This window comes from Variovorax sp. ZS18.2.2 (assembly GCF_024701975.1).
Taxonomy (GTDB): domain Bacteria; phylum Pseudomonadota; class Gammaproteobacteria; order Burkholderiales; family Burkholderiaceae_C; genus Variovorax.
The window spans coordinates 23,526-49,722 of the sequence record NZ_JANLNM010000016.1 but is presented as its reverse complement, the minus strand read 5'-3'; the positions used below and the strand labels follow the sequence as shown (position 1 = coordinate 49,722).

Genomic DNA, 26,197 nt, shown 5'->3' with positions numbered 1-26,197 from the left:
GTCTTTCAGTTCTTGTCTTTGAGCAACCGGCGCAGCACCTTGCCGGCGCCGGTGGTGGGCAATGCATCGATGAAGCTCACCGCGCGCGGCGCCTTGTAGCTCGCCATGTTGTCGCGCGACCAGGCAATGAGCCCGTCGACATCGAGTTCCGCATTGGGCTTGCGCACGATGAACGCCTTCACGACCTCGCCCTTCTCGGCGTCGGGCTGCGCGATCACCGCAGCCTGCGCCACGGCGGGATGCTTGATGAGGATGGTCTCGACCTCTTCCGGGAACACGCTGTAGCCCGAGACCTTGATCATTTCCTTGAAGCGGCCGATGAAGGTCAGGTAGCCATCGGCATCGAGCTTGCCCATGTCGCCCGTGTGGACCCAGCCGTTGCGCAGCGTGGCGGCCGTGGCTTCGGGTTTGTTCCAGTAGCCCTTGAACGAGCCCGCGCTGGCGAGCACGATCTCGCCGACCTCACCGGTGGGCAGGTCGGCCTGTGTATCGGCATCCACGATGCGGATCGTCACGCCCGGCACCGCAATGCCCTGCGTGCCCCAGCGCGGCGCATGGTGCGGCGTGTAGGTGTCGCAGGTGTGGGTTTCGCTCAGGCCGTAAGCGGCCTCGAACGAGCTGCAGTTCGCGGCATGCGAGCGCCACTGCGCGGCCAGCGGTTCGGTGAAGGTGATGCCGAAGCTGGTCACCGGGTTCATCTTCAGGCTCGCGAGGTCGAAGTCCGCGATGTCGGGCACCTGCATGCACGCCACGTTCATCGGCGCGATGCTGTACCACCAGCTCACCTTGTGCATGGCAATGGCCTGCAGTACCGCACGTGGATCGAAGCGGTGCAGCAGCACCGAGGTGGCGCCGCTCAACACCGGCACGTTCACGCCCATCAGCATGCCGGCGATGTGATACAGCGGCGCGATGGAGAGCAGCACGTCGTCCGGGCGCACGCCGTTGCAATCGACCACTGCACGCGTCTTGAAGAGCGCATTGCCGTAGCTCAGCATCGCGCCCTTGGGGAGACCCGTGGTGCCGGAGGTGTAAGTCATGAGCGCGACGTCGTCCATGTCGATGGACACCGCCCCAGGCTTCGCACCGGACTTCATCACCGCGAGGAAGTCTTCGCAATCGTCGGGCACGTTGCGCTCGGTCTTCCGCTCGGCGGCAAGTTCCGCAGGCAGATCGAGCGCGGCCGGCGCAGGCAGCAGATCGGCGTAGTGCACCACGAACACATGCGCGAGCGCGCTCTCGGGCTGCACCTTGCGCACCACCGGCAAGAGCGGCGCGGCCGCAACGATCACGCGCGCCTTCAGGTCGTTGACCTGGTAGGCCAGTTCGTGCTCCTTGTTGAGCGGGCCGCTCGGGCAGACGATGGCGCCGATCTTCTGGATGCCGAAGTGCGCGACCAGGTACTGCGGGCAGTTGTTGAGAAAGAGCACCACCGGCTCGCCCTTCTTCACGCCGACAGCCTGCAGCCGCGCGGCGAAGGCATCGCTCGCACGGTCGAGCTCGGACCAGCTCATCGCGTGGCCGTACCAGATGCAGGCGGCGTGCTCGCCGCGCTCTCGCGCATGGGTGCGCAGGTATTCGTGCAGGGGCTGTTGCGGACGGTCGGGCAGTGTCTCCATGGCGTCTCTTTCTCAGGGTTATCGATAGCCGCCTGCGCGGGGCAGGCGCTTGCCAATGGGTGCATGGTGCACGAACAATCCTACCCATGGGTATAACTTCCGCGACACGGCACAAACCCTCTGGGGCCGACAAAGCCGACAAGACAGCGACCGCCACCACGGCGCAGCCGCACTTACCGCAGGGCACGGGCCGTCAGCGCGCGGCCACACAGAGCACCGACGCGCAGCGCGAGCGCATCCTGCAGGCGGCCGCGCAGCTCTTCGCCGCGCAGGGCTACGCCAACACGACGATGGCGCAGATCGTTCGCGCGCTCGGCGTGACCAAGCCCTTCGTGTACTACTACTTCCGCGACAAGCAGGAGATCTTCGAGACGCTGTCGTGGCGTCCCGCGGTCGACTGCTTCACCGCGCTCGACTTCGCGGCCGACGACCCGCGCCGCGCGAGCGAGAAGGTGCTCGAGGGCATCGAGCGGCTGATTCGCGCGACCATCGCGCATCACCCGGTCGCCTTCTTTGCATACCGCGAGCCGCAGGTGTACCGGCCCGAGTACATCGCGGCGCAGAAGAAGCTCGCGCACCACTTCTACGACCTCTTGTGCCCGCTGCTCGAAGAGGCACGGCGCGACGGCGACCTCGACTTCGGCGAGACCAAGATCACCGCGCTCGCGGCCTGCAGCCTGCCGGGCTTCCTGTACAGCTGGTACCGCCCCGGCGGCCGGCTCTCGCCCGACGAGGTGGTGGCCGAACTCACGAAGCTCGCGAGCCGCGTGATCGGGCTGCACGCCAGAGACTGACGAACAAAACCCCTCCCGGAGACAAACCCATGAAGTTCAAGCACGCGCCACTGGCGCCGATCGCGCTCGCCTCCCTGCTTTGCATCGCAGGTGCCACGCATGCCCAGCAGCCGACCTACAAGATCGCCTACATCGATCCGCTTTCCGGCCCCTTCGCCAACGTCGGCGAGCTGATGCTGATGCACACGCAGTACGCCATCGAGGACATCAACGCCAGGGGGGGAGTGCTCGGCGGCACCAAGCTGCAGCTGCTGCAGTTCGACAGCAAGCTCTCGGCGCAGGAAAGCCAGAGCGCGCTGCAGGCGGCCATCGACCAGGGCGCGAAGGCAATCGTGACCGGCGGCTCGGGCTCGTCGGTGGTCACGGCGCTGGTGCAGTCGGTGGCGCGCTGGAACCAGCGCAATCCGGGCAAGGAACTCATCGTCTTGAACCACTCCTCCATCGACCCCGAGATGACCGGCAAGGGCTGCAGCTTCTGGCACTTCCAGACCGAGGCCAACACCGCGATGAAGATGAAGGCGCTGGCCAACTACATCAAGAAGACGTCCGACGTGAAGAAGGTCTACCTGCTCAACCAGGACTACGCGCACGGCAAGCAGTGGGCCAGCTACGGCCGGCAGATGGTGGGTCTCGCGCGGCCCGACGTGCAGTTCGTGGGCGAGGCGCTGCACCCCATCGGCCGCGTGAAAGACTTCGCGCCCTACATCGCCAACATCCGCCAGAGCGGCGCCGATTCGGTCATCACCGGCAACTGGGGGCAGGACATGACGCTGCTGCTCAAGGCCGCGGGCGATGCGGGCTACAACCTGCGCTACTTCAACCACAGCGCGGGCTCGGTGCCGGGCACGGTCACTGCGGTGTCGCAGGCGAAGACGGGGCAGCTCACCTGGGTGGCCGAGTGGCATCCGGGCCAGGCCGACACGCCGAAGGCCGATGCGCTCGCCAAGGCCTACAAGGCGAAGACCGGCAAAGACTTTCTCGCGCCGCGCATCGACATGACGCCGCGCCTCCTGGCGCTGGCCATCAACAAGGCCGGCAGCGCCGACACCGTGAAAGTGGCCCGGGCGCTCGAAGACCTGAGCTTCGATTCGGTGGTCGGTACGGTGCGCATGCGGGCCGAAGACCACCAGCTGCTGCTGCCGCAGGTGGTGAACACCATCGCGCCTGTGGACGGCAAGGCGGTGAAGGTGGGTTGGGAAGGGACGAACTACGGCTTTCGCACCGATGCTATCTATAGCGGGAACGAGCTGGCACAGGGGACCGAGTGCAAGATGGTTCGGCCTTGAACGCTTTGCCTGGGACTGATTGAGTTCTTTCGGGGTACGTGCACAGGCCACCGGGTACTCCCCTCCGCGAATGTCCCCCGGGCTTCGCCCTCCTCCTTGATTTCGCTGCGGGGAGCACCCGATGCCCTGCGCACCTGGACGCACTGCTGGCATATCGCTGATCAACGACTGCTCTGAAACCGAGCGCGCCGATGGGGTGCCTTGCGCAGCGAAATCAAGGAGGAGGCGAAGCCGGGGGACATTCGCGGAGCAAGGTACCCCGTCGGCGGGATCGCGGCCCTGAACTCCCAGAACGCCCTTAGGGAAACCCCGTCCCGCCCACCGCCGTGCCATCGGGATACTCCGGATTCGCATCCCGGACATCCGAAGCGGGTCCATACCGAAGGCACAACAAGGCACCCATGGCAGGCAAAAACTCGCTCTATCCGATCCCGCATCCGGCGAAGAAACCCTTCGTCGGGAACCTGCTGTCGATCGGCTCCGACTCTCCAGTGCTCGACATGTGGAAGATCGCGCAGGATCTCGGCGGCATCTATTGGCTCGACATGCCGGGCATGCCGGTGATCGTGGTGTCGTCGCCCGCGCTGGTCGACGAGCTCTGCGAAGAGGCCCGCTTCGACAAGAGCACGCGCGGCGCACTGCGCCGGTTGCGCGCCGCATCGCACGGCCTCTTCACCTCCGACACGCACGAGGAGACGTGGTCGAAGCCGCACAACATCCTCCTGGCCAACTTCAGCCAACGCGCGATGCAGGCCTATCACCCGATGATGCTGGACATCGCGGGGCAACTGGTCACCAAGTGGGAGCGGCTGAACTTCGATGAAGAGGTGGACGTGGTGCGCGACATGACCGCGCTCACGCTGGACACCATCGGCCTGTGCGGCTTCGGCTACCGCTTCAATTCGTTCTACCGCGAGGGCTTCCATCCCTTCGTCGATGCGATGGTGCGTACGCTGGAGACGGTGCAGAACCGCCGGGGCCTGCCGCTCGAGGAGCTGATGCTCAAGAAGGAGCTCGCGCAGCAGCGCAAGGACATCCGCTACATGCACAAGATGGTGGAAGACATCATCGAGGAGCGTCGCACGAGCGGTGCCGACATCGCCACCAAGCCCGACCTTCTGAGCTACATGATCGCGGGCGTGGACAAGAAGAGCGGCGAGCAGCTCACCGACAAGATGATCCGTGACGAGTGCATCGAATTCCTCATCGCGGGCCACGAGACCACCAGCGGCCTGCTTTCCTTCGCGATCTACTTCCTCCTGAACAACCCCGAGGCGATGGCCAAGGCGCAGGCCGAGGTCGACAGCGTGTTCGGCGGCGACACCTCGCAGAAACCCACCTATGCGCAGGTCAATCGCCTGCAGTATGTGATGCAGGTGTTGAAGGAGTCGCTGCGCATGTTCCCCACTGCGCCCGCGATCTCGATGCGCGCCAAGGAAGACACGACCATCGGTGGGCAGTACACGATCAAGAAGAACAACATGGTCATCATGCATGCGCTCGCGCTGCATCGTGACAAGGCCATCTGGGGCGAGAACGCCGACCAGTTCAACCCCGACAACTTCAGCCGCGAGGCCGAGCGCGAGCGGCCGGTGAATGCCTTCAAGCCCTTCGGCAATGGGCAGCGCGCCTGCATCGGGCGGCAGTTCGCATTGCAAGAGGCGGTACTCACGCTGGGCATGATCCTGCAGCGCTTCAACCTGGTCGATCACACGGGCTACAAGCTCAAGATCAAGGAAGCGCTGACGATCAAGCCGGAGAACTTCAAGATCAAGGCGCTGCTGCGCGATCCGGCCTCGCGCCCGCGCGGCAACGGCGAGGCCGCTGCCACGCCGGACGCACCCGCCAAGCCAGTGGTGCGCAAGCCCCAGGCGGCACGCCACGGGACCTCGCTGCTGGTGCTGCAGGGCTCCAACCTCGGCACCGCCGAAGACCTCGCGCGGCAACTGGCCGAGGCAGGCGAACTGCGCGGCTTCTCCACGCAGGTCGCCTCGCTCGACGACTACGCCGAGCGGCTGCCGGCCAACGGCGCGGTCGCCATCGTCTGCGCCTCGTACAACGGCGTGGCGCCCGACAACGCGGCCGAGTTCCATCGCTGGCTCGACAAGGCCGACGATGCGCTCAACGGCGTGCGCTTCAGCGTGTTCGGCTGCGGCAACACCGACTGGGCCGCCACCTACCAGGCCGTGCCGCGCCGCATCGACGAACGGCTCGAAACGCTGGGCGCCACGCGCGTGCATCCGCGCGGCGAAGGCGATGCGCGCGAAGACATGGACGGCGCCTTCCAGGACTGGAGCGATGCGCTCTGGCCGACGCTGGTGAAGGCCTTCGGCATCAAGGCCGGCGCCGACACGCCGGCCGAGGCCGAGCCGCTCTACACGCTCGAGGAATTGCCGCCGCCGCAGAAGAACGCGCTGGTCGATGCGCTGGGCGCCGTGGCATTGCGCGTCGTCGAGAACCGCGAACTGCAAAGCCCCGGCAGCGAGGGCGACAACAGCCGCTCCACCCGCCACGTCGAGCTGATGCTGCCTGAGGGCGTGAACTACGTACCCGGCGACCACCTGAGCGTGGTGCCGCGCAACAGCCCCGCGCAGGTCGAGCGAGCGATGGCGCGCTTCGGCTTCGACCGCTCCGCGCATGTGCGCCTGCAAGCCGTGCCGGGCCGCAAGGCCGCGCTGCCGGTGGACCAGGTGATCGCGGTCGACCGCCTGCTGGGCGACTACGTCGAGCTGCAGGATGTGGCCACGCGCAAGCAGATCGCCACGCTCGCGGCCTACACCGAGTGCCCCTTCACCAAGCCGAAGCTCGCGGCACTCTCGGGCAGCGACGAGGCCTCGCAGGCCGCGTACAAGGCCGAGGTGCTGCACAAGCGCAAGTCGCTGCTCGAACTTCTCGAAGAACACCGCGCCTGCCAGGTGCCGTTCGCGGTGTTCCTGGAAATGCTGTCGCCGCTGTCACCGCGCTACTACTCGATCTCCTCGTCACCGGCGATGACACCGGGCCGCTGCAGCGTGACCGTGGGCGTGGTGAGCGAACCTGCGCTCTCTGGCAACGGCATCTTCGAGGGCGTGTGTTCCAACTACCTGGCGCGCGCCGAGGCGGGCGACACGGTGCATGGCGTGATCCGCGAGACCACGGCCGAGGGCTTCCGCCTGCCGGAGGACGCCAACCGTCCGCTGATCATGATCGGCCCCGGCACCGGCCTCGCGCCGTTCCGCGGCTTCCTGCAGGAACGCGCGGCACGCATCGAGCGCGGCGAGGCGCTGGGCGAGGCGATGCTGTTCTTCGGCTGCCGCCACCCGGAGCAGGACTTCATCTATGCCGAGGAATTGCAGGCCTGGTCGCACCGCGGCCTGATGAAGCTGCACACCGCGTTCTCGCGCTCGGGCGAGCGCAAGGTGTATGTGCAGGACCTGATCCGCGAGCAGGCCGCGGCCGTGTGGAAGCTGCTCGAAGCCGGCGGCGTGATCTACGTGTGCGGCGACGGCTCGCGCATGGAGCCCGACGTGCGGCGCACGCTGACCGACATCGCGCGCGAGCACGGCCACGACAGCACGGCTTGGATGGACAAGATGATTGCCGACCAACGCTATGTGCTGGACGTGTGGGCAGGCAGCTGAGCGCTTTCCGGTAGCGTTCATCCGGCCGTGCTAAAAAGCGCTGGATCCGGATCAACAGACAAGACCAGGGAGTTCGAAAAAAATGAATCTCGATCGAATGGCGACGGCAGTGCTGCTGGTCATCGCAGCCGCTGCATTGGCAGCCTGCGACAAGACCCCCAGCGCACCGGCAGCCAAGGCCGGCAGCTCATCGGCATCGACGCAGCCACTGCCGGCGGTGTTCGACACCGCCGCGCGCGTCATCTCGGCGCAGGGCTACAAGCTGGCCGAATGCGTGGCGATCGCCGACGACAAGGAAAAGCTGGCCTGCTACGCGGCGCTGGGCTTCAAGGGCCCATCGGATGTCGCGGACATCGAAGCCCTGAGCGGCATGATGGACGTGATGGCCGGCAAGCGCTGGCAAATCACCGCGCCCAGCGCCGGCAACGCCAGCAGCTTCCAGGGCGGGGCCTACCTGACGTTCGCGGGGCTGAAGAACGAAGGACCGATGGCCTTTCGGAACACACGCATCCGATTGCAATGCCCGGCCACCTGGGGCAGTTCGAGCAATCAGAAATGGGCCGCGTCGGTGGAGGTTCCGTTCGAGGCCGGCTACGACCCAAAGGGCAAGGAGCGCGGCACGATGGTGGTCGAGGTCGACGGCAAGACTTTCGATGCCAGGCAGTTTTCTCGCACGTCCTTCAACATTGCGGCGGACAACGCGGTGGCGTTCCGCGATGCGCTCATCGCCGGAAAATCCGTGGCATTCAGCGTGTCGACCATCGACGGCCGGACGGGCTCGGTCAAGGCGTCGCTGCCCGAGGGCGGCGATTCGCTGAAAGCCTACTTCGACAAGTTCTGTCCGTGAGTGATTGCGTGCGGCGATGAGCCTCCGAGCGCCGAGGCGTGGTCTTCGAAAGAGCCGCGAATCTGCCAGCCGTCCGGCGTGAACGCCATCACCTTGTCCGAGAGGCCGTGCTCCCTGGCCTGCACCTTGATGTCGGCCGCGGTCGCGCACATGAGGTCAAGCATCGTGCGGGCCGTGAGCTGCTGTCCCGCGAGCTGGCGCTTGGCACCGCCGTCCATGAAGTAGACCGTGTTCCTGCTCGGCACGACCGCGAGCAGTTCCCCTTCGAAACCCTCCGCCAGTGTTTCCCAGAGACCGGGCAGCAGCAGCGTGCTGGCTTCGAACCCGTCGCCTGCGACCAGCGCCTGGTACATGACGAGGTCTTGCGCGCCGAGCTTCGGACCCGTCTTGCGGATCAGGTTCTCCATCGCCAGTTCGTGGAGCTTCTGCGCGTTGAGCCCCAGTTCGTCCATGTGCTCCTGCGTGAGCGGGACGGGCTGCGCGGGTTCATCGATGGCGTAGGTAACCAGCAGGCCCGCATCTCCGGCAAGGGGATGGGCAACGGGTGTCTGCGCCTCCCGGTTGCCGCCCTGGACCGTATCGAGAAAGCTGACGTGCTTGATGCGCGGATAGATCCGGGGTGGGTTCGGCTTCATGGTGTCCGGATTGTTCGGACGGCCCCACGGCGCAACAAGTGCAAGAAGTCATGGGTCGAAATAAAAAAGCCGGCGACTGCCGGCTTTTAGATTCTGGATATCCCCCGCTTTACAAATCGCGGTCGGGGTCGGGATAGACCAGCGGCCCGAGGAGCCCGCGATTGAACGGCTTCCACTGCCCCTCGGGTTGCGCCAGCCGGTCGGCCACCGCATAGAGCACCGCGGGGTGCGCGCCGAGCCCCAGGTGGCTCGCCATCACTTCGATGTTTTCCGACTGCGGGCCGGTCTTCTCGATGCTGCAGCGCCAGGCGACGACGCCATCGGTGCGGCTGAAGATCGAAGTGGTCGGCACGGGCGGCGTGGGTTCGACGAACTTCATGCGGCGCGGATCGTGCGAGCTCTGGCCGCTCACGCCTTCGTACACGCGCCAGGCATTGGTGGCGCGCGGGCTGCCGGAGAACGGGCTGCCCAGGGTGATGACATTGCGGATCAGGCCCGAATGGGCCGAGGCCAGCAGCCGCGCATAGACGCCGCCCAGGCTCCAGCCGATCACGCTGACCTTCTGGCCGCTCTTGTCGTTCAGGGTCTTGAGCAGCTCGACCATGCCGTCTTCCACGCCTTCGCGCGGACCGAGGTTGCGGCCCAGGCCCCAACCATGGGCGTCGTAGCCGCGGCTCGCCAGGTAGCGGCGCAGCAGCAGGGTGGAAACGTCGCTCGCCACCAGGCCCGGCAGCACGAGCACCGGGTGCCCGTCGCCGCGCGGTGTGAGTTGCAGCAGTGGCCACATGGCGATGCCGGCACCTGTTTCCCAGAGGGCGCGCGCTTCGGCCAGCAGCAGCAGGCGCGAAGGCGGCGCGATGTGGTCGTGGGTGGCGGTGGTCATGGAGGCGGCTTCCTTTCGGGTCTTTAGCGTTTTCTGTTTTATAGGACGAGCATGAGGGGCCATGGTTGCACTCTCCCGTCGGACGACATCGTCATTTATCCGAGGTATTTGCCCCTCAGGTAATCAAGGTAAGCCCTCGATTCGCTGGAAACATACGGAGAAACCAGCGTGAGCGTGTAGAAAGCCGCCAAACCGGGATCGGCCTGCGCCAAGGCATCGCGCCCGGGCACCAGTCGCTCGAACGACAGCCAGCAGGTGGTGGTGAACACCATCTGCAGCGCGAGGATGCGCGCCTGCTCGGCACTGGTCTCGATCACGCCCGAGGCGACAAGCCCTTCGCACAGCGTTTGCGCGGCCAGCAGGTTCTGCGCGGTGAGCGCCTGCGCGCGCTGGCCGAGGGTTGGGTATTCGCTGGCCAGGAAGGCCATGTCGCGGTAGATGAAGCGGTATTCGTCGATGGCCTCGAAGCGCAGGTGCAACGCGAGCCAGAGGTCATCGATGGCCGAGATCGATGTCGACGAACCGTTGAGGGCTTCGAGCCGCTGCTCGAAACGCCGGAACAGCCATTCGACGATCAGCTGCTTGGCCTTGAAGTGGTAGTGAAGATTGCCCGGGCTCATGCCGAGCTCGGCGGCGATCTTGTGCGTCGACACGGCCGCAAGGCCTTCCGCGTTGAACAGCGCGAGGCTGGTCTGCAGGATGCGATCGCGCGTGGTGTTGGAGCTGGCCACAACCGGCTTGCGTTGTCGTCGCTCAGCGTTTGCTGGTGCCGTCGCTGCGGCGGGGGCCGGCGTTGCTTTCGAGTTGCGCGAGGCGTTCGCGCAGGTGCGCCACTTCTTCGCGCAGCGCCTGCACTTCTTCCGCGCTCGGCATGCCCAGGCGTTGCAGGGCGGTGGCGACGCGCTGGTCGAACACGTCCTCGAACTTGCGGATGCCGAAGCTGTCGAGGCTGGGAAAGCCGCGGGTAAGCGCCGCCTTGGCTCCGGCCGCCGCATCGGTCTTGCCCTGCCCGATGCCGAGCAGGCCTTCGATGACATTGGCCTGGCGCTTGGCGACGTCGTTGCGCACGTTGTCCAGCGCCTTGAGGCCGGCACGCAGCAGGCCTTCGGCCTTGCCGGGTGCGGCGGTGGTGGTCTTCTTTGCTGCGGGCGCGGCCTTGCGGGACACCGCGGCTTTCTTCCCAACCGGAGCTTTGGCCGGAGCGTTCTTCGCAGGCGTCGCCTTCTTCTTCAACTTTGCAGTTTCGTCAGTGCGGGTCGCCATTCAGTGGTGCTCCAGATAGCAGAAAGAAAAAGAGGCGCAGAGCGCCTCGGGGATCAGGCCGCCTTGCGGGCAGCAGCGCGGCGGATCGGCTTCTTGGCCACGGGGGCCTTGGCCTTCACCGTGCGCACGGGCTTGGCACTTTCGCTGTCCAGGCCAGCCACGCGGGTTTCGATTTGCTTGGCGCCGGCGGCGATGCGGTCGGCGATCTGCACCGAGACGGTGGCGATCGGCTGGTTGATGGCGTTCAGCGTGTTCAGCACCGAGGTGGCAACAGGCGATTCGACGCGGGCCACGCGGCCGGCGACGGTTTCGATGCCGCTGGTGGTGCCGGCGGCAACGCGGTCCATCACCGAGACGATGCGGCTGGTGTCGATGTCCAGGCGGTTGGCCAGGAAGCCGTTGACCTTCTCTTGCGCGCCGATCAGGTTGGCCTTGATCTGTTCGCTCACCAGCGGAATCTGGCGGCTGCCCAGGAAGTTGCTGTAGCGCGTAGCGGCGCCGCCCAGGAGGCGATGCACGCCGGTGCGGTAGGCGCCGACCAGGGTCTTGCCCGCGTCGTTGTATTGGCCGACGACGTGGATGGCTGCGGAAGCGAGGGTGGTTTGCGTGGACATGATGAAGATTTCCTTGAAGTTGAATGGGTCGCTGGATGCGATGGGCCCATCTTCTTCCGAAGGGCCTAGGCCTGCAAAACTAGAACCGTCGGAAAACTAGTCCAACTGCCCCAATTTTCGGGCCCAGTGCCCTCTACTGCCCTCTGATCATGCCGCTGCCGCCCTGGGGGCACTGGCCCGCTTGGCCGGTGCGGCCTTTCGGGCTACAGGCTTGGCGGTCGTCTTGATGGGTGTCTTGACTGCCTTCTTCGCGGGCGCCTTCTTGGCCGCAGCCTTGACCGGCGCGGACTTCTTGGCGGTTGCGCTCACCGGCGCCTTCTTGCGTGCTGCCGGCTTCTTGGCGGCGGCAGGCGCGGCCTCCTCGACATCCGGCGCATGGGCCGCAACGGGCGCGGGCTTGGGGGCTGTGACGCCGGCCGCGGACGGGTGCTTCTGCGTCAGCTCCATCAGCAGCTTGTGCTCGGCCAGCATGTAGTCGCCGATCTCGGTGATGTCGGGCACCGCGCGGCGGCAGGCGATGAGGCCGTAGTCCATGCGGCCGTTGTAGCTCTGCACCGTCACGTTGAGCGCCGTGCCGTGGCTGGCGATCGACACCGGGTAGTAGCAGGTGACCAGGGCGCCCGCGAAGTACATCGGGAACGGCGCGCCCGCCACGTTGGAGATGGCCACGTTGGCGGCCGGCGGCAGCAGATTCACGAGGCCCGAGCGGCCCACCATCGAGGCGATGCCCGACACCAGCCAGGGCGCGGCGAAGGTGGGGAAGTCATCGAGGATCACGGCCTTGAAGCGGTTCATCGTCGACTTGGAGCTGTTCGACGACGCATTGATCGCCTTCAGCCGCTGGATCGGGTCGGTGATGTCGGTCGCCAGGCTCACCAGGATCATGCTGGCCTGGTTGTTGGCCGTGTCGTCGCCCGCTTCGCGCAGGCTCACCGGCACGCCGGCCACCAGCGGCTTGGCGGGCAGTTCGTTGTTGTCGGCCAGGTAGTGGCGCAGCGCACCGGCCACGGTGGCCATGACCACGTCGTTGAGCGACACGCCGAAGTGCTTGGCGATGTACTTGGTCTCGGCCAGCGAGATGGTGCGGCCGGCAAAGGTGCGCTGGTTGGTGATCGACACGTTGAGCGAGGTGCGCGGCGCGAAGAGGTTGAACTTCTTCGGCGCGGTGGCCGTGGCCTTCTCGGCGGCTTTTTCGTCGGGCTTGGCGAGGCCGCCGATCGCACGCGCGATGGCTGGTGCCATCTTGAAGAGCTTGACGTACTGCTGCGCCGTGTTGCGCAGCGCCGCGGTCGCGAGTTCGGCCATGCCGAGCTGGTAGTTGTGGGCGCGCGGACGCGAGCGCGGCGGCTTCACCACGCGGCCCGTGGCCTCCAGGTCGAAGATGGCCTTGCCCACTTCCACGCCGGCCTGCCCGTCGATGCCGGCATGGTGCACCTTGGTGTAGAGCGCGACCTGCCCGCTCTTCAAGCCGTCGATGATGAAGAACTCCCACATCGGGCGGCTGCGGTCGATGAGCGTGGAATGCAGCCGCGCCACGTACTGCTGCAGCTGGCGGTTGGTGCCGGGCTTGGGCAGCGTGATGTGGCGCACGTGGTAGTCGAGGTCGATGTCCTCGTCCTCCACCCACACCGGGTTCGACATGTCGAAGGGCATGAGCGCGAGCTTGCGCGTGAACACGTCGGCCAGGTGGATGCGGCTGGCCATGAACTGCTTGGCGTCTTCGTAGAAATCGCCCTTGTAGCCCTTGGGCAGGTCCAGCACATTCAGCGAGCCCACGTGCATCGGCATCTCGGGCGTTTCCAGGTGCAGGAAGGTGGCATCAAGTCCGCTCAGGTGTTTCATGTGTTGTGTCTCCTTGGTGGGGCATGCGCCGTTCGGCAGGATACCCCGCACATGGCGTTCGTGGGCCCCGCCTCCTTCAGTGTTTCCACCGAGGTTTTCCGCTGTAATGAAAAAGTGACCGCGACCGCAACAACGGCTCGCAGCGCCTTTTTCACGGGGGCTTCGTACACTGCGGCCATGACGTCCACCCCCTCCCCGACCCCGCAAGACGACCACCTCTGGCTCGAAGACATCGATGGCGACGCCCAGCTCGACTGGGCCCGCAAGGAGAACGCGAAGACCGTGCAGACGTATGCACAGTCGCCCGCCTTCAAGGCGCTCGAGGCGGGCATCCTCGAAGTGCTCGACTCGGACGACCGGATTCCGATGGTCCGCAAGATCGGCCCGAACTTCTACAACTTCTGGCGCGACAAGGAGCACCCCAAGGGCCTCTGGCGCCGCACCACGCTGGCCGAGTACCGCAAGCCGCAGCCCGCATGGGAAACCGTGATCGACATCGACGCGCTGGCCGCGGCCGACAAGGAGAACTGGGTGTGGCATGGCGCCGACTGCCTGGAGCCCGACTACCAACGCTGCCTCGTTTCGCTCTCGCGCGGCGGCGCCGATGCCGACGTGGTGCGCGAGTTCGACCTGCACAGCAAGACCTTCGTCGAGGGCGGCTTCACGCTCCCCGAGGCGAAGAACCACGTGGGCTGGAAAGACATCGACCACCTCTACGTGGCCACCGATTTCGGCCCCGGCTCGATGACCAGCTCGAGCTACCCGCGCATCGTGAAGGAGTGGAAGCGCGGCACGCCGCTGGAGGCCGCCGTCACGGTGTACGAAGGCGCGCACGAGGACATGTCCGTGAGCGCCTACCGCGACAACACGCCCGGCTTCGAGCGCGACTTCGTCTCGCGCCAGATCGATTTCTACGAGAGCGAGACCTGGCTGCGCGGCGCGGGCGGCACGCTCACCAAGATCGACGTGCCCGACGACTCCAACACCGACATCTGCCGCGAGTGGATGCTGATCGAGCCGCGGGAAGACTGGACCGTGGGCGGCGCAACCTACAAGTCGGGCTCGCTGCTGGCCGCGAAGTTCGACGACTACATGGCGGGCAAGCGCGAGCTCACCGTGCTCTTCACGCCCGACAACACGACCGCGCTCGACAGCCATTCGTGGACGCGCCACCACCTGATCCTCAACGTGATGCACGACGTGGTGAACAAGCTGGAAGTGCTCACGCCGCAGGACGGCGGCCCGTGGAAGCGCGAGAGCCTGGGCGGCGCGCCCGCGCTCTCCACCATCGCGGCCGGCGGCATCGACGAGGACGAGAACGACGACTACTTCCTCACCGTGAGCGGCTTCCTGCAGCCGACCACGCTCTACATCGGCACCATCGGCCGGGGTGAGCCCGAGGTGCTGAAGGACAGCCCCGGCTTCTTCGACGCGTCGCGCTACGGCGTGAGCCAGCATTTCGCGGTGTCGAAGGACGGCACGCGCGTGCCCTACTTCGAGATCGCCGCCAAGGACCTGAAGGCCGACGGCACGAACCCGACGCTGCAGTACGCCTACGGCGGCTTCGAGATCTCGCTGCAGCCCAGCTACAGCGGCAGCATCGGCCGCGCGTGGCTCGAACAGGGCGGCGTCTACGTGATCGCCAACATCCGCGGCGGCGGCGAGTACGGCCCGCGCTGGCACCAGGCCGCGCTGCAGGAGAACCGGCTGCGCACCTGCGAAGACTTCGCGGCCGTGTCCGAAGACCTCATCGCACGCAAGATCACCTCGCCCGCGCACCTGGGCGCGATGGGCGGCAGCAACGGCGGCCTGCTGATGGGCAACATGCTCACGCTGTACCCGCAGCTCTACGGCGCGATCGTGAGCGAGGTGGCGCTGCTCGACATGCAGCGCTACACGCACCTGTCGGCCGGCGCCTCGTGGATTGCGGAGTACGGCGATCCAGACCAGCCCGAGGAGTGGGCCTTCATCCGCACCTTCTCGCCCTACGAGAACGCGAAGGCCGACGCGCACTACCCGCCCGCGCTCTTCACCACCTCGACCCGCGACGACCGCGTGGGCCCGGTGCATGCGCGCAAGATGCACGCGAAGCTGGCCGCACAGGGCCACGACACCAGCTTCTACGAGAACATGGAAGGCGGGCACAGCGCGGCCTCGGACAACAAGGAATCCGCCTTCATGGATGCGCTGGGCTATGCATATCTGTGGCAACACATCGGCAAGCCGGCATGAGCCGCCAGGCGGGCCGAACCCAGTACGAAGCACGGAGGTCAACTGAATGAACACCACCCTCGAACTGATCGGCGCGCCGACCGACATCGGCGCCAGCGTTCGCGGCGCGGGCATGGGCCCCGACGCGCTGCGCGTGGCGGGCGTGGCCGAAGCGCTCGCCAAGCAAGGCTTCATGGTCATCGACCGCGGCAACCTCGCAGGCCCGGCCACGCCCTGGGCACCGCCGGCCAACGGACTGCGCCACCTCGCCGAGGTGATCGCGTGGAACCGCTCGGTCTACAACGCCGTCGACACCGCGCTGGGCGCGAACCACGTGCCGCTGATGATGGGCGGCGACCACTGCCTGGCCATCGGCTCGATCAGCGCGGTGGCGTGGCATGCGCGCAAGCGCGGCAAGAAGCTGCGCGTGCTGTGGCTCGATGCGCATTCCGACGTCAACACCGAAACGACGAGCCCCAGCGGCAACCTGCACGGCATGCCGGTCTCGTGCCTGCTGGGCCACGGTCCCGCGGAGCTGACCGGCTGGAGCGGCGAGCCCGCGGCGCTGGCGCACGAGGCGATCCGCTTCATCGGCATCCGCAGCGTCGATGGCGCCGAGAAGGAAGCCATTCGCACCTTCGGCCTGAACGTGTTCGACATGCGCCACATCGACGAGCACGGCATGCGCACCACCATGACCGAGGCGCTGCAGGACGTGGACGAGGACACCCATCTGCACGTGAGCTTCGACCTCGACTGCCTGGACCCCAACATCGCGCCCGGCGTGGGCACTGGCGTGCGCGGCGGCCCGACTTATCGCGAGATGCAGCTGTGCATGGAAATGATCTCCGACACCGGGCGGCTCTGTTCGCTCGACGTGGTGGAACTCAACCCCGCGCTCGATGTGCGCAACCAGACCGCAGAAATCGCTGTGGAGCTGATCGAGAGCCTGTTCGGCAAGTCAACGCTGGTGCGTTGACCCTAGGCGTTCAGCCGCGGTTCGGCGAGGGAGCGACCGGGAAGCTGGTCGCGGGCGCGGGAGGCGCCGCGGGCGCGGGAGGCGCCGCCGGCGCTTCGGCCGGCATGTCCGGCGGTGCATCGGCGCCACCGCCTTCGAGGAAACGGTCGAGCAGCGTGAAGAAGCGGTCGTAGAAACGTTCGTCGGTCAGCGTCTCGCTGGCCACCTTGACCATCGCGTCGTCGCTGCCGGAGAACGGCAGCGAGAGCGAGCCGATCGCGCCGACGCCCACGCTGGCCGAGTTGTTGACCTTCTTGATGCCGTAGCGGTCCTGCAGCGCGGTTGCGAAAGCCACGGTGCTCTGCTTGCCGGACTTGCCGCCCTCTCGTGCGCAGACCACGCGGAACTCGACCTCGACGTGCACTTCGGCGGCCGGCTGGAAACTCTTGCGCCCGGTCACCAGGTCGGCGTTGGCCGCGGTGACCATGTAGCCCTGGCTCAGCAGCGCGCGCCGCGCGGCCTCGCAGGTCTGGGCCTCGGTGGCGGCGTAGTTGCGCGTGTGGGTGGTGGTGGAGTCGAACTCCTCCGGCTCGTACGACACGCGCCGCGAGGCGCTGCCGCAGCCGGCGAGCACGAGGGCGGACAGCAGGCCCAGGACGAGGACCGACGTGCGAAAGGAAGAAGCGGAGGAAAAGGAATTGAAGTGGGACGGCATGGCGCGGCGAATGCTAACCGGCGCCTCCGCCGGCAAGGCTTCGAGCGCGGCAACGCGCCGACGTTCCCTCGCGGCGGACTATTTTCAGGACCACATCAGCACGTGATGCGCCCGCGCCTTGGTGGCGGCGATCAGCCGTGCGTTGGGCGCATCAGTGCTGGCCACCCAGTCGCGTGCAGCCTCGGCGCTGCGGCCGAACTGCTGGTGGCGTGCGACCAGCCGTGCCTCGCGCACCGCGTCGTCGATGTCGACATACCAGACTTCATCGAGCATCGCCGCCGCGCCAGCCCAGGGGCCGACGTCGTGCAGCAGGTAGTTGCCCTCGGTGATGACGAGCTGCGTCGAGGGCAGCACCGCGATGGCGCCGGCGATCGGTTCCTCGATCTCGCGGCGGAATTCGGGGGCGTAGACGATGTCGCCGTCGGGCTGCTGGTCGCGCAGCCGCTGAAGCAGGGCCACGTAGCCGGCGCTGTCGAAGGTGTCGGGCGCGCCCTTGCGGTCGGCACGGCCAAGACGCTGGAGTTCGACGTTAGCGAGGTGGAAGCCGTCCATCGGCACGACCTGCGCACGGTCGGCGCCGACGGCTTCGAGCAGCGCCATCGCGAGCGTGGACTTGCCCGCGCCGGGCGCGCCGACCAGCCCCAGCAGCTTGCGCTGCCCGCTGGCCATCAGGGCCTGCAGACGGGCCAGGCCGTCCGCGGGAATGGAGGGGAGGTTTTGCACGGGGATGGTGGTCATGCCCCGAGCGTACCGTCCCTTCCTGTCAAAAAATCACGGGTACAGGCCGCGCTCTTGACGCGCCATCAGGATGCGCTCGCAAGCCACCGCATACGTCGCCGTGCGCAGCGTGATCTTGTGCTTGTCGGCCGTGTCCCAGATCTGGTTGAGCGCGTTCATCATGATGCGGTCCAGGCGCACGTTGATCTCGTCCTCGTCCCAGAAGAAGGACGAGAAGTCCTGCACCCATTCGAAGTAGCTCACCGTCACGCCGCCGGCGTTGCAGATCACGTCGGGCACCACCAGCACGCCGCGCTCGGCGAGGATGTCGTCGGCCGTGGGCACCGTGGGGCCGTTGGCGCCTTCGAGCACCAGCTTGGCGGTCGTTTTCTGTGCGCGCTCGGCGGTGATCTGGCCTTCGAGGGCGGCCGGGATCAGGATGTCGCAGGCCGTGTCCCAGAAGGCTTCGTTGGGCACCACGTCGCCGCCCTTGAAGGCGATGACGCCATCCTTGTTGGCGATGGGGATGAGCGTCGCGAGGTCCAGGCCGTTGGTGTTGACGATGGTGCCGGTGTGGTCCTGCACCGCCACGATCTTGGCGCCCGCTTCGGCAAAGAGCTCGGCCGCGACCGAGCCCACGTTGCCGAAGCCCTGCACCGCGATGCGCGCGCCGCGCAGGTCCAGGCCCAGGCGACGGGCCGCTTCGCGGCCGGTGACGAACACGCCGCGGCCGGTGGCCTTCACGCGGCCGAGCGAACCGCCCAGGTGCAGCGGCTTGCCGGTGACGACGCCGGTGGCGGTGCCGCCGGTGTTCATCGAGTAGGTGTCCATCATCCAGGCCATGATCTGGCCGTTGGTGTTGACGTCGGGCGCGGGGATGTCGGTGTGCGGGCCGATGATGATGCCGATCTCGCTGGTGTAGCGGCGGGTGATCTTTTCCAGTTCGTTCTGCGAGAGCTTCTTCGGATCGACGCGGATGCCGCCCTTGGCGCCGCCGTAGGGCAGGTTCACCGCGGCGGTCTTGATGGTCATCCAGGCCGACAGGGCCATCACTTCTTCGAGCGTGACGTCGGGGTGGAAGCGCACGCCGCCCTTGCCCGGGCCGCGGCTCATGTTGTGCTGCACGCGGTAGCCCTCGTAGTGGGCAATGCGGCCGTCGTCCATTTCGATCGGCACGTCGACGATCAGCGCGCGCTTGGGGCGCTTGAGGGTTTCGACCCAGCGAGCCAGCGGGCCGAGGTACGGCACGACACGGTCGACCTGGGAGAGGTACGTTCCCCACGGGCTGTTGGCGGTGGGGGAGACGAAGGAGAGTTTTTCACTCATGAGAGATCCCTTGGGTTGGAACTGAGGTGGCCGCAACGATAGACCTCTCGCGCCCGTCGCGCCATGGCTTATGCGCGCCGCGCTGACGGTTATGCAAGAGACGTTATGCGGCGTTGTTCCCGACCACCCCTTGCCTGGATTGCGCCGATGTAATCGCGGCGTGCGGCCATTGACGGCCTGGATTCCTAGATTGGTTCGCCGGCGCCATCTGGCGCCGGCGAACGACAACCCAAGGAGATCCTCATCATGTTGCACCGCACGCTTTTCCTCGCCCCGCTGTCCACAGCCGCCCTGGCCTTCGCCGCGCTGGCGCCCCTGGCCGCTTCGGCCGCCGGCGAATACCACTTCGCGCCCACCGAGGCCGGGGTGGAACGCTATCCCGGGCATCTGCGCCAGGAGCCGTCGCGCGACAAGGTCGTCGCCGAACTCGAGGCGGCGCAAAAGCAGCCCGCGTGGAAGACGGTAAGCCGCGGCGCGCCTTGGCCCGCACCCCGCACGGGCCAGCCGGCCACGCGCGAGGCCGTGGAGGCGGAAGCGATCAAGGCCATGCGCGAAGGGACGATCCCTTCGGGCGAGCGATAGAAGGCACAGCCAGCGGCCCGGGTACGCAGGGGCCGCCGCAGATAACCAAACTGTCATCGACCGGTTATCGATCGCGCAGATCCACTTCATAGAGTTGGCTTCACCAACCAACCACCTCAAGGAGCTAGCAAATGAAGTCCTCTTCTTCCACCACCCGCACCACCCGCATCCTGGGCACCGCTACCGTCGCCGCACTGCTGGCCATCGCCTCGGCACCGAGCCTTGCAGGCAACTACGCCGAAGGCGATCCGCGGCCCGTGCCGCTCGCCTCGTCCACAACGCGCGCTGCCGTGACGACCGATGCACAGCAGTGGCTCAAGAGCGCGCCCACGCAGGGCTACACCGCCAGCTACGCGCCGCCGACTGCCGTCGGTCCCGCGAACAGCCGCGCCGCCGTGGCGGCCGATGCACGCCTCTGGGTCCAGTCCGGGATGGCGGCGCTGCAGAACAGCGAGGCCGGTGCCGACCCGACGCGGCCCGCCTACCGCCAGGCCATGGCCGAATACACCAAGCTGCGTGCGAGCCCCGCCTACGGCGCGCTGGTCGATCAACTCAAGGGCCAGCAGGCGGCTGCGCAGTCGCGCACCACCGTGCGCTGAACCGGGAAGGAACTGCGCGCCACGGAAAGGGTCCGCGCGGGGTAGGCACAGGGCATTTCCTCGGTTCTATCTCCTATGGCCAGCCGCCATAGGCCGCATCTTCTGCAAAGAATCGATGCCGGAACCGGATAATTCTCCGATGCTCGACCTGGACCGCATCGACCTGCGCCTGCTGAAGATCCTTCAGGAGGATGGGCGCATCACCAACCTCAAGCTGGCCGAGGCGGTGGCGCTCTCGCCCACCGCGGTGCTGGCGCGCGTGCAGCGCCTGACGCGCGACGGCTTCATCCTGGGCTACGAGGCGCGCCTGGACCCCGAGAAGCTGGGCCGGGGCTTCACGGTGTTCGTCGAGGTGCTGCTCGACCGCACCACGCCCAACGTGTTCGACCAGTTCAAGGCCGCGGTGCAGGTGCGCGACGAAATCATGGAATGCCACATGGTCGCCGGCGGCTTCGACTATCTGCTCAAGACCCGCATGGCCGACATGGCCGCATACCGCGAGTTCGCGGGCACGGTGCTGTGGCAGCTGCCCGGCGTGCGCGAGACGCGGACCTATGCGGTGATGGAAGAAGTGAAGAGCAGCGCGCGGCTGCCGCTGGGGATCTGAAGCTCAAGCGGGTTTTCGGGCCCGGCCGCCGAAGATGGCGGTGCCGACCCGCACCATCGTGCTGCCGGCGCTGATCGCCGCTTCGAGGTCTGCGCTCATGCCGAGCGAGAGCGTGTCGAGTTCGATGCCCGCTCCCCTGATCGATTCGAAAACTGCATGCGCCCGCAGGCACAGATCGCGCTGCGCCGCGAAATCCGGCGCCGGTTCGGGGATCACCATGAGCCCGCGCAGCCGCAGATGTGGCAACGCCGCCACAGCGCGGGCGAGTTCGACGGCCTCTTCCGGCGGCACGCCGGACTTGTTCGCCCCGCCGTCCACGTTAACCTGAAGGCATACATTGAGCGGCGCCAGATGAGCCGGCCGCTGCGCCGACAGACGCTCGGCAATCTTGAGCCGGTCGACGCTGTGGACCCAGTCGAACTGCTCGGCCACCGGCCGCGTCTTGTTGCTTTGCAGAGGGCCGATGCAGTGCCATTCGAGGGAGGCGCGCAGATCGGCGAGCGCCTCGATCTTGTCCAGCCCCTCCTGCACGTAGTTCTCGCCGAAGGCCGTTTGACCGGCCGCATGCGCCTCGCGCACCGCGTCGGCCCCGAAGGTCTTGGACACCGCCAGCAGCCGGACCCCGGCCGGGTCGCGGCCGGCCGTTACACATGCCGCCTCGATCCGGTTCTTTACTTGCTGGAGGTCGTCGCCAATCATCGTCATAATCGTCCAAAATCGTATCAAAACGTCACCGAACTCGAGCCGAGGAGCCCCGTGGACATCACCCAACTGCTGGCATTCAGCGTCAAGAACAAAGCCTCCGACCTGCACTTGTCGGCCGGGCTGCCGCCCATGATCCGCGTCAATGGCGACGTGCGCCGCATCAATGTCGATGCGCTCGACCACAAGGGCGTGCACGCGATGGTGTACGACATCATGAGCGACACGCACCGCAAGCACTACGAAGAGTTCCTGGAGGTCGACTTCTCGTTCGAGATCGACGGCCTCGCGCGCTTCCGCGTGAACGCCTTCAACCAGGCACGCGGCGCGGCCGCGGTGTTCCGGACCATTCCCTCGAAGATCCTCACGCTGGAGCAGCTGAACGCACCGAAGATTTTCGGTGAACTGGCCCTCAAGCCACGCGGGCTGGTGCTGGTGACGGGCCCCACGGGCTCGGGCAAGTCGACCACGCTCGCGGCGATGGTGAACTACCTCAACGAAAACGAGTACGGCCACATCCTCACGGTGGAAGACCCGATCGAATTCGTGCACGAATCGAAGAAGTGCCTCATCAACCAGCGCGAAGTGGGGCCGATGACGCTGTCGTTCTCCAACGCGCTGCGCTCTGCCCTGCGCGAAGACCCGGACGCCATCCTGGTGGGCGAGCTGCGCGACCTGGAAACCATTCGCCTCGCGATGACCGCGGCCGAAACGGGCCACTTGGTGTTCGGCACGCTGCACACCTCGTCGGCCGCCAAGACCATCGACCGGATCATCGACGTGTTCCCGGGCGAAGAGAAAGAAATGATCCGCGCGATGCTCTCGGAGTCGCTGCAGGCCGTGATTTCGCAGACGCTGTGCAAGACCAAGGACGGCCAGAGCCGCGTGGCGGCGCACGAGATCATGCTGGGCACGCCCGCCATCCGGAACCTGATCCGCGAGGCCAAGGTGGCGCAGATGTACTCCACCATCCAGACCGGCCAGGGCTCCGGCATGCAGACGCTGGACCAGAACCTGATGGAGCTGGTTCGCCGCAATACGATTTCCGCCGCAGAAGCCCGCGGAAAAGCAAAGATCCCAGAAAATTTCCCCGGCTGATCCACAGCCCATCGGAGTACCGACATCATGGAACGCGATCAAGCCAGCCAGTTCATCAACGACCTGCTCAAGCTCATGGTGAGCCGCAACGGCAGCGACCTGTTCATCACCGCCGACTTCCCGCCCGCGATCAAGGTCGACGGCAAGGTCACCAAGGTGTCGCAGCAGGCGCTGGGCGCGCAGCACACGCTGGCGCTCACGCGCTCGGTCATGAACGACCGGCAGGTGGCCGATTTCGAGCGCTCCAAGGAGTGCAACTTCGCGATCTCGCCGACCGGTATCGGGCGCTTCCGCGTCAACGCCTTCGTGCAGCAGGGCAAGGTCGGCATGGTGCTGCGGACCATTCCCGCCAAGCTGCCGACCATCGACGGCCTGGGCATGCCGCAGATCCTGAAGGATGTGTCGATGACCAAGCGCGGCCTCACCATCATGGTGGGCGCCACGGGCTCGGGCAAGTCGACCACGCTGGCCGCGATGATCGATTGGCGCAACGAAAACTCCTACGGCCACATCGTCACGGTGGAAGACCCGGTCGAATTCGTGCACCCGCACAAGAACTGCGTGATCACGCAGCGCGAAGTGGGCATCGACACCGACAGCTGGGAAGCGGCGCTCAAGAACACGCTGCGCCAGGCGCCCGACGTGATCCTGATGGGCGAAATCCGCGACCGCGAAACCATGGAGCACGCGGTGGCCTTCGCCGAAACGGGTCACCTCTGCATGGCCACGCTACACGCCAACAGCGCCAACCAGGCGCTGGACCGGATCATCAACTTCTTCCCCGAAGAGCGCCGCGCGCAGCTCTTGATGGACTTGTCGCTGAACCTGCGCTCGCTGGTCTCGCAGCGCCTGGTGCCGACCGAAGACGGCCAGGGCCGCGTGGCCGCCGTCGAGGTGCTGCTGAACACGCCGCTGATTTCCGACCTGATCTTCAAGGGCGAGGTCGGCGAAATCAAGGAGATCATGCGCAAGAGCCGCAACTTGGGCATGCAGACCTTCGACCAGGCGCTGTTCGACCTGTTCGAAAGCCACTCGATCACCTTCGAAGACGCGATCCGCAACGCCGACTCGGCCAACGACCTGCGGCTGCAGATCAAGCTCAACAGCCAGCGTGCGCGCAGCACCGACCTGGCCGCCGGCACCGAGCACTTCGCGATCGTTTGATCGGGGAAGCCCGCTAGTCGATCTGCCGCTGCCACGCGGCGAAGATCCCCGCTGTCAGTGCAATCACGGCCATCGCCGTGAACCCGTCGAGCGAGGCCATGAAGGTCGCCTGCTGCTCGAGCGTGCGCCACAGCGTGCCGAGCGCCATGGCATGCGCCTCGCCGGCGGCATGCCCTGCGGCCGCGAATCCATGGGTCAATGAATCCAGCGCCTGCATGAAGGCGGAATTGGCCGGGTTCGCCGACTCGCTCAGCCGCACCTCGTGCAACGCCTGGCGGTGCTGCTGCAGCGCGATCACGCTCGAGGTCGCGAACGAAATGGCGAGCTGGCGCACCAGATTCTTGAGCCGATAGCCGTGCGCGAACTCCTCGGCGGCGAAGGGGCGGAAGGTGAGGTTGGCCACCGGCAGCACGACGAAGAGCATCAAGAGCCCGCGCAGCAGCAACGGCACGACAAGGGCCTCGCGCCCCGCCTGCGGCGTGACCCGCGACAGCCACCACGCCGCCAGCGCCGCGATGCCGAAGCCCGCGACGATGAGCCACTTCTTGCGCGTGAGCCGCCCTGAAAACCGCAGGTAGACGAACACCAGCAACCCGGTGGCCAGCGACATCGCACCCGTGAAGTACCCGGTGTCGCCCACGGTGAAACCGAGCCCGCCTTCCATCAGCCGCGGCAGCAGGTAGCTGAAACCCGTCGACAGGTAGTAATAGACGACGTAGAGCGCGAGCCCCACGCGAAAGGATGCGTTCCGCAGCGCATGCAGCCGCACCAGCGGCGCGGGATGCCGCCACTGCTGCCAACCGAACCATGCGAGCCCCGCCACGCCGGCGATCGTGAGGCCGATCAGCGCCGGCGAGCCGGTGAAGAGTTCGAAGTGCGAGCGCGTCAGCACCACCTGCAGCGCCGCCTGCGCGAGCGCGAACACGAGGTAGGCGACGTAGTGCGGCTCGGTGCGTTCGTGCGGCGCGACGTCGCCGATGTCGGGCAAGGTCCAGAGCACCAACAGGCCGATCAGCGCGGCCACCGGCGCGGTGCTCGCGAAGAGCCAGCGCCAGTCGAAGTTGGTGACCAGGAAGGCACCGGCGATCGGTGCCAGCGCGCCGCCGAACACGATCAGCACCATGAAGGCCTTGAGCGCCTTGCCGCGCCGCGCGGGTGGAATGCCGATCTGGATCAGGATGCGGCAGGCGCCGAGCATCGGGCCGACGAAGTAGCCCTGCACCGCGCGCACGAACGTGAGCTGCATCGAGCTTTCGCACAGCGCCGCGCCCACGCCGCCCGCGGCGAAGGCGAACATGCAGATCGCGAGGTAGCGCCGGTAGCCCAGCCGCTCGATCCACGCATGCTGGTGCAGGATGCCGAGCACGGCGCCGAGTGCGTAGGCGCTCGAGGCCCAGACCAGCTCGTCGGGCGACGCGTTCACGCCGCCCGCGATGTAGCTCGCGAAGAAAGCGAACAGGGCGTTGTCGAAATAGTCGATGGCCGTCACGAGGCCGATCGCCCAGGGCAGCAGCGCCACGGCGGCGTTGCCGCGCGAGGGCCATGCCAGGGCCGGGGAGTTCATGGCGCAGGCCGCTCCTTGCGGCGCTGCTCCAGCGCCTCTTCCACCGGCTCGCCGGCCAGGCGGCGCTCCACATAGTCGAGGTCGCGGCGCAGTTGCGCCTGCAATGCGGCGGCCTCCTTGAGCTCGCGGCGGACCTGGGCGACGCGCGCATCGAGCGTGGCGAGCTGCTCGCCGAGCGTTTCGCGCAGGGTCTTCAGCGAAGCGTTCGACAGGCGGGGGCGCCCGCCCTCGGCCGGCGCCTCCATCGGCTGCTGCAGCATGGCGGTGATGGTCGTGAGCGAGAAACCCAGCGAGCGCATGCGCAGCACCCGCGCCAGCTTGCCGAGATCGGCCGCCTCGTAGAGCCGGTAGCCGCCCTCGCTGCGCACGGGCACGACGATGCCCAGCTCCTCGTAGTACTTGAGCGTGCGCGGCGTCACGCCCAGGCGGGCCGCGGCATCGCGCACGGTGATGGTCTTGGGGGAGGTGGCGTCGGTGGTCATGACGGGCCGATTCTACTAAAACCTGTACGTTTACGTACAGGTTTGAGGCCATCACACCGGTCACGAAAT

At 66.7% G+C, this 26,197-nt stretch carries 24 protein-coding genes; 11 read left to right on the top strand and 13 right to left on the bottom strand.

Annotated features, from left to right (window positions below):
* Positions 1–5: 5 nt before the first annotated feature.
* A complete protein-coding gene (locus NU688_RS33540; RefSeq protein WP_257865297.1) occupies positions 6–1,619 on the bottom strand; it encodes an AMP-binding protein in 1,614 nt (537 codons plus the stop codon).
* Positions 1,620–1,705: 86 nt separating this feature from the next.
* Here NU688_RS33540 and NU688_RS33535 point away from each other — a divergent pair, with 86 nt between their 5' ends.
* The 4 genes from NU688_RS33535 to NU688_RS33520 all read left to right on the top strand — a co-directional run bounded on the left by NU688_RS33535 (position 1,706) and on the right by NU688_RS33520 (position 8,166).
* The gene (locus NU688_RS33535; protein WP_257865296.1) at positions 1,706–2,413 is read left to right on the top strand and encodes a TetR/AcrR family transcriptional regulator; all 708 of its coding nucleotides are present in this window, start codon (positions 1,706–1,708) and stop codon (positions 2,411–2,413) included.
* Positions 2,414–2,442: 29 nt separating this feature from the next.
* Positions 2,443–3,699 carry a branched-chain amino acid ABC transporter substrate-binding protein gene (locus NU688_RS33530; protein ID WP_257865295.1) on the top strand — a complete coding sequence of 419 codons (1,257 nt, stop codon included), beginning with the start codon at positions 2,443–2,445 and terminating at the stop codon, positions 3,697–3,699.
* A gap of 401 nt (positions 3,700–4,100) precedes the next feature.
* Positions 4,101–7,319: a bifunctional cytochrome P450/NADPH--P450 reductase gene (locus NU688_RS33525; protein ID WP_257865294.1), complete on the top strand. Its 3,219-nt coding sequence runs from the start codon at positions 4,101–4,103 to the stop codon at positions 7,317–7,319.
* Positions 7,320–7,401: 82 nt separating this feature from the next.
* A complete protein-coding gene (locus tag NU688_RS33520; RefSeq protein WP_257865293.1) occupies positions 7,402–8,166 on the top strand; it encodes a hypothetical protein in 765 nt (254 codons plus the stop codon).
* Here NU688_RS33520 and NU688_RS33515 read toward each other — a convergent pair.
* The 6 genes from NU688_RS33515 to NU688_RS33490 all read right to left on the bottom strand — a co-directional run bounded on the left by NU688_RS33515 (position 8,142) and on the right by NU688_RS33490 (position 13,403).
* On the bottom strand, positions 8,142–8,801 hold the full coding sequence (locus NU688_RS33515) for a DUF1444 family protein (RefSeq protein ID WP_257865291.1): 660 nt from the start codon (positions 8,799–8,801) through the stop codon (positions 8,142–8,144). The genes NU688_RS33520 and NU688_RS33515 overlap by 25 nt on opposite strands.
* A gap of 109 nt (positions 8,802–8,910) precedes the next feature.
* The gene (locus NU688_RS33510; protein ID WP_257865290.1) at positions 8,911–9,684 is read right to left on the bottom strand and encodes a triacylglycerol lipase; all 774 of its coding nucleotides are present in this window, start codon (positions 9,682–9,684) and stop codon (positions 8,911–8,913) included.
* Between the two features lie 95 nt (positions 9,685–9,779).
* A complete protein-coding gene (locus NU688_RS33505; protein WP_257865289.1) occupies positions 9,780–10,415 on the bottom strand; it encodes a TetR/AcrR family transcriptional regulator in 636 nt (211 codons plus the stop codon).
* Between the two features lie 22 nt (positions 10,416–10,437).
* Positions 10,438–10,851 (bottom strand): phasin family protein, encoded by a 414-nt coding sequence (locus tag NU688_RS33500; protein WP_308340356.1) that lies wholly within the window; start codon positions 10,849–10,851, stop codon positions 10,438–10,440.
* Positions 10,852–11,000: 149 nt separating this feature from the next.
* Entirely contained in the window at positions 11,001–11,561 is a 561-nt protein-coding gene (locus tag NU688_RS33495) for a hypothetical protein (protein WP_257865287.1), read from the bottom strand.
* A 147-nt stretch (positions 11,562–11,708) separates the two neighbouring features.
* On the bottom strand, positions 11,709–13,403 hold the full coding sequence (locus NU688_RS33490) for a wax ester/triacylglycerol synthase family O-acyltransferase (RefSeq protein WP_257865286.1): 1,695 nt from the start codon (positions 13,401–13,403) through the stop codon (positions 11,709–11,711).
* A 177-nt stretch (positions 13,404–13,580) separates the two neighbouring features.
* Between NU688_RS33490 and NU688_RS33485 the strand changes: the two genes are divergently transcribed.
* Both NU688_RS33485 and rocF read left to right on the top strand, forming a co-directional pair.
* Positions 13,581–15,635: a prolyl oligopeptidase family protein gene (locus tag NU688_RS33485; RefSeq protein ID WP_257865285.1), complete on the top strand. Its 2,055-nt coding sequence runs from the start codon at positions 13,581–13,583 to the stop codon at positions 15,633–15,635.
* Between the two features lie 46 nt (positions 15,636–15,681).
* A complete protein-coding gene (rocF, locus tag NU688_RS33480; protein WP_257865284.1) occupies positions 15,682–16,593 on the top strand; it encodes an arginase in 912 nt (303 codons plus the stop codon).
* A gap of 10 nt (positions 16,594–16,603) precedes the next feature.
* On the opposite strand, the gene NU688_RS33475 is transcribed toward rocF, so the two are convergent.
* The 3 genes from NU688_RS33475 to NU688_RS33465 form a co-directional block, all read right to left on the bottom strand.
* Positions 16,604–17,287, bottom strand: coding sequence for a DUF2242 domain-containing protein (locus tag NU688_RS33475; protein WP_257865283.1), 684 nt, complete (start codon positions 17,285–17,287; stop codon positions 16,604–16,606).
* Between the two features lie 84 nt (positions 17,288–17,371).
* Positions 17,372–18,025, bottom strand: coding sequence for a nucleoside/nucleotide kinase family protein (locus NU688_RS33470; RefSeq protein ID WP_257865282.1), 654 nt, complete (start codon positions 18,023–18,025; stop codon positions 17,372–17,374).
* A 33-nt stretch (positions 18,026–18,058) separates the two neighbouring features.
* Complete coding sequence (locus tag NU688_RS33465) at positions 18,059–19,330, bottom strand: Glu/Leu/Phe/Val dehydrogenase (RefSeq protein WP_257865281.1); 1,272 nt, start codon at positions 19,328–19,330, stop codon at positions 18,059–18,061.
* 246 nt (positions 19,331–19,576) lie between these two features.
* Here NU688_RS33465 and NU688_RS33460 point away from each other — a divergent pair, with 246 nt between their 5' ends.
* From NU688_RS33460 to NU688_RS33450, 3 genes are all read left to right on the top strand, one after another.
* Positions 19,577–19,912, top strand: coding sequence for a DUF4148 domain-containing protein (locus tag NU688_RS33460; protein WP_257865280.1), 336 nt, complete (start codon positions 19,577–19,579; stop codon positions 19,910–19,912).
* Positions 19,913–20,043: 131 nt separating this feature from the next.
* On the top strand, positions 20,044–20,511 hold the full coding sequence (locus tag NU688_RS33455) for a hypothetical protein (RefSeq protein WP_257865279.1): 468 nt from the start codon (positions 20,044–20,046) through the stop codon (positions 20,509–20,511).
* 139 nt (positions 20,512–20,650) lie between these two features.
* Complete coding sequence (locus NU688_RS33450; RefSeq protein ID WP_013543828.1) at positions 20,651–21,118, top strand: Lrp/AsnC ligand binding domain-containing protein; 468 nt, start codon at positions 20,651–20,653, stop codon at positions 21,116–21,118.
* Positions 21,119–21,121: 3 nt separating this feature from the next.
* Here NU688_RS33450 and NU688_RS33445 read toward each other — a convergent pair whose 3' ends face one another.
* The gene (locus tag NU688_RS33445; protein ID WP_257865278.1) at positions 21,122–21,823 is read right to left on the bottom strand and encodes a YggS family pyridoxal phosphate-dependent enzyme; all 702 of its coding nucleotides are present in this window, start codon (positions 21,821–21,823) and stop codon (positions 21,122–21,124) included.
* Between the two features lie 51 nt (positions 21,824–21,874).
* Here NU688_RS33445 and NU688_RS33440 point away from each other — a divergent pair, with 51 nt between their 5' ends.
* On the top strand, positions 21,875–22,918 hold the full coding sequence (locus NU688_RS33440; RefSeq protein WP_013543830.1) for a type IV pilus twitching motility protein PilT: 1,044 nt from the start codon (positions 21,875–21,877) through the stop codon (positions 22,916–22,918).
* Between the two features lie 27 nt (positions 22,919–22,945).
* Positions 22,946–24,082 (top strand): PilT/PilU family type 4a pilus ATPase, encoded by a 1,137-nt coding sequence (locus NU688_RS33435; RefSeq protein WP_257865277.1) that lies wholly within the window; start codon positions 22,946–22,948, stop codon positions 24,080–24,082.
* Between the two features lie 13 nt (positions 24,083–24,095).
* Here NU688_RS33435 and NU688_RS33430 read toward each other — a convergent pair whose 3' ends face one another.
* Both NU688_RS33430 and NU688_RS33425 read right to left on the bottom strand, forming a co-directional pair.
* Positions 24,096–25,646: an MFS transporter gene (locus tag NU688_RS33430; protein WP_257865276.1), complete on the bottom strand. Its 1,551-nt coding sequence runs from the start codon at positions 25,644–25,646 to the stop codon at positions 24,096–24,098.
* The gene (locus NU688_RS33425) at positions 25,643–26,128 is read right to left on the bottom strand and encodes a MerR family transcriptional regulator (RefSeq protein ID WP_257865275.1); all 486 of its coding nucleotides are present in this window, start codon (positions 26,126–26,128) and stop codon (positions 25,643–25,645) included. Before NU688_RS33425 ends, NU688_RS33430 begins: the two co-directional genes overlap by 4 nt.
* Positions 26,129–26,197 lie beyond the last annotated feature (69 nt).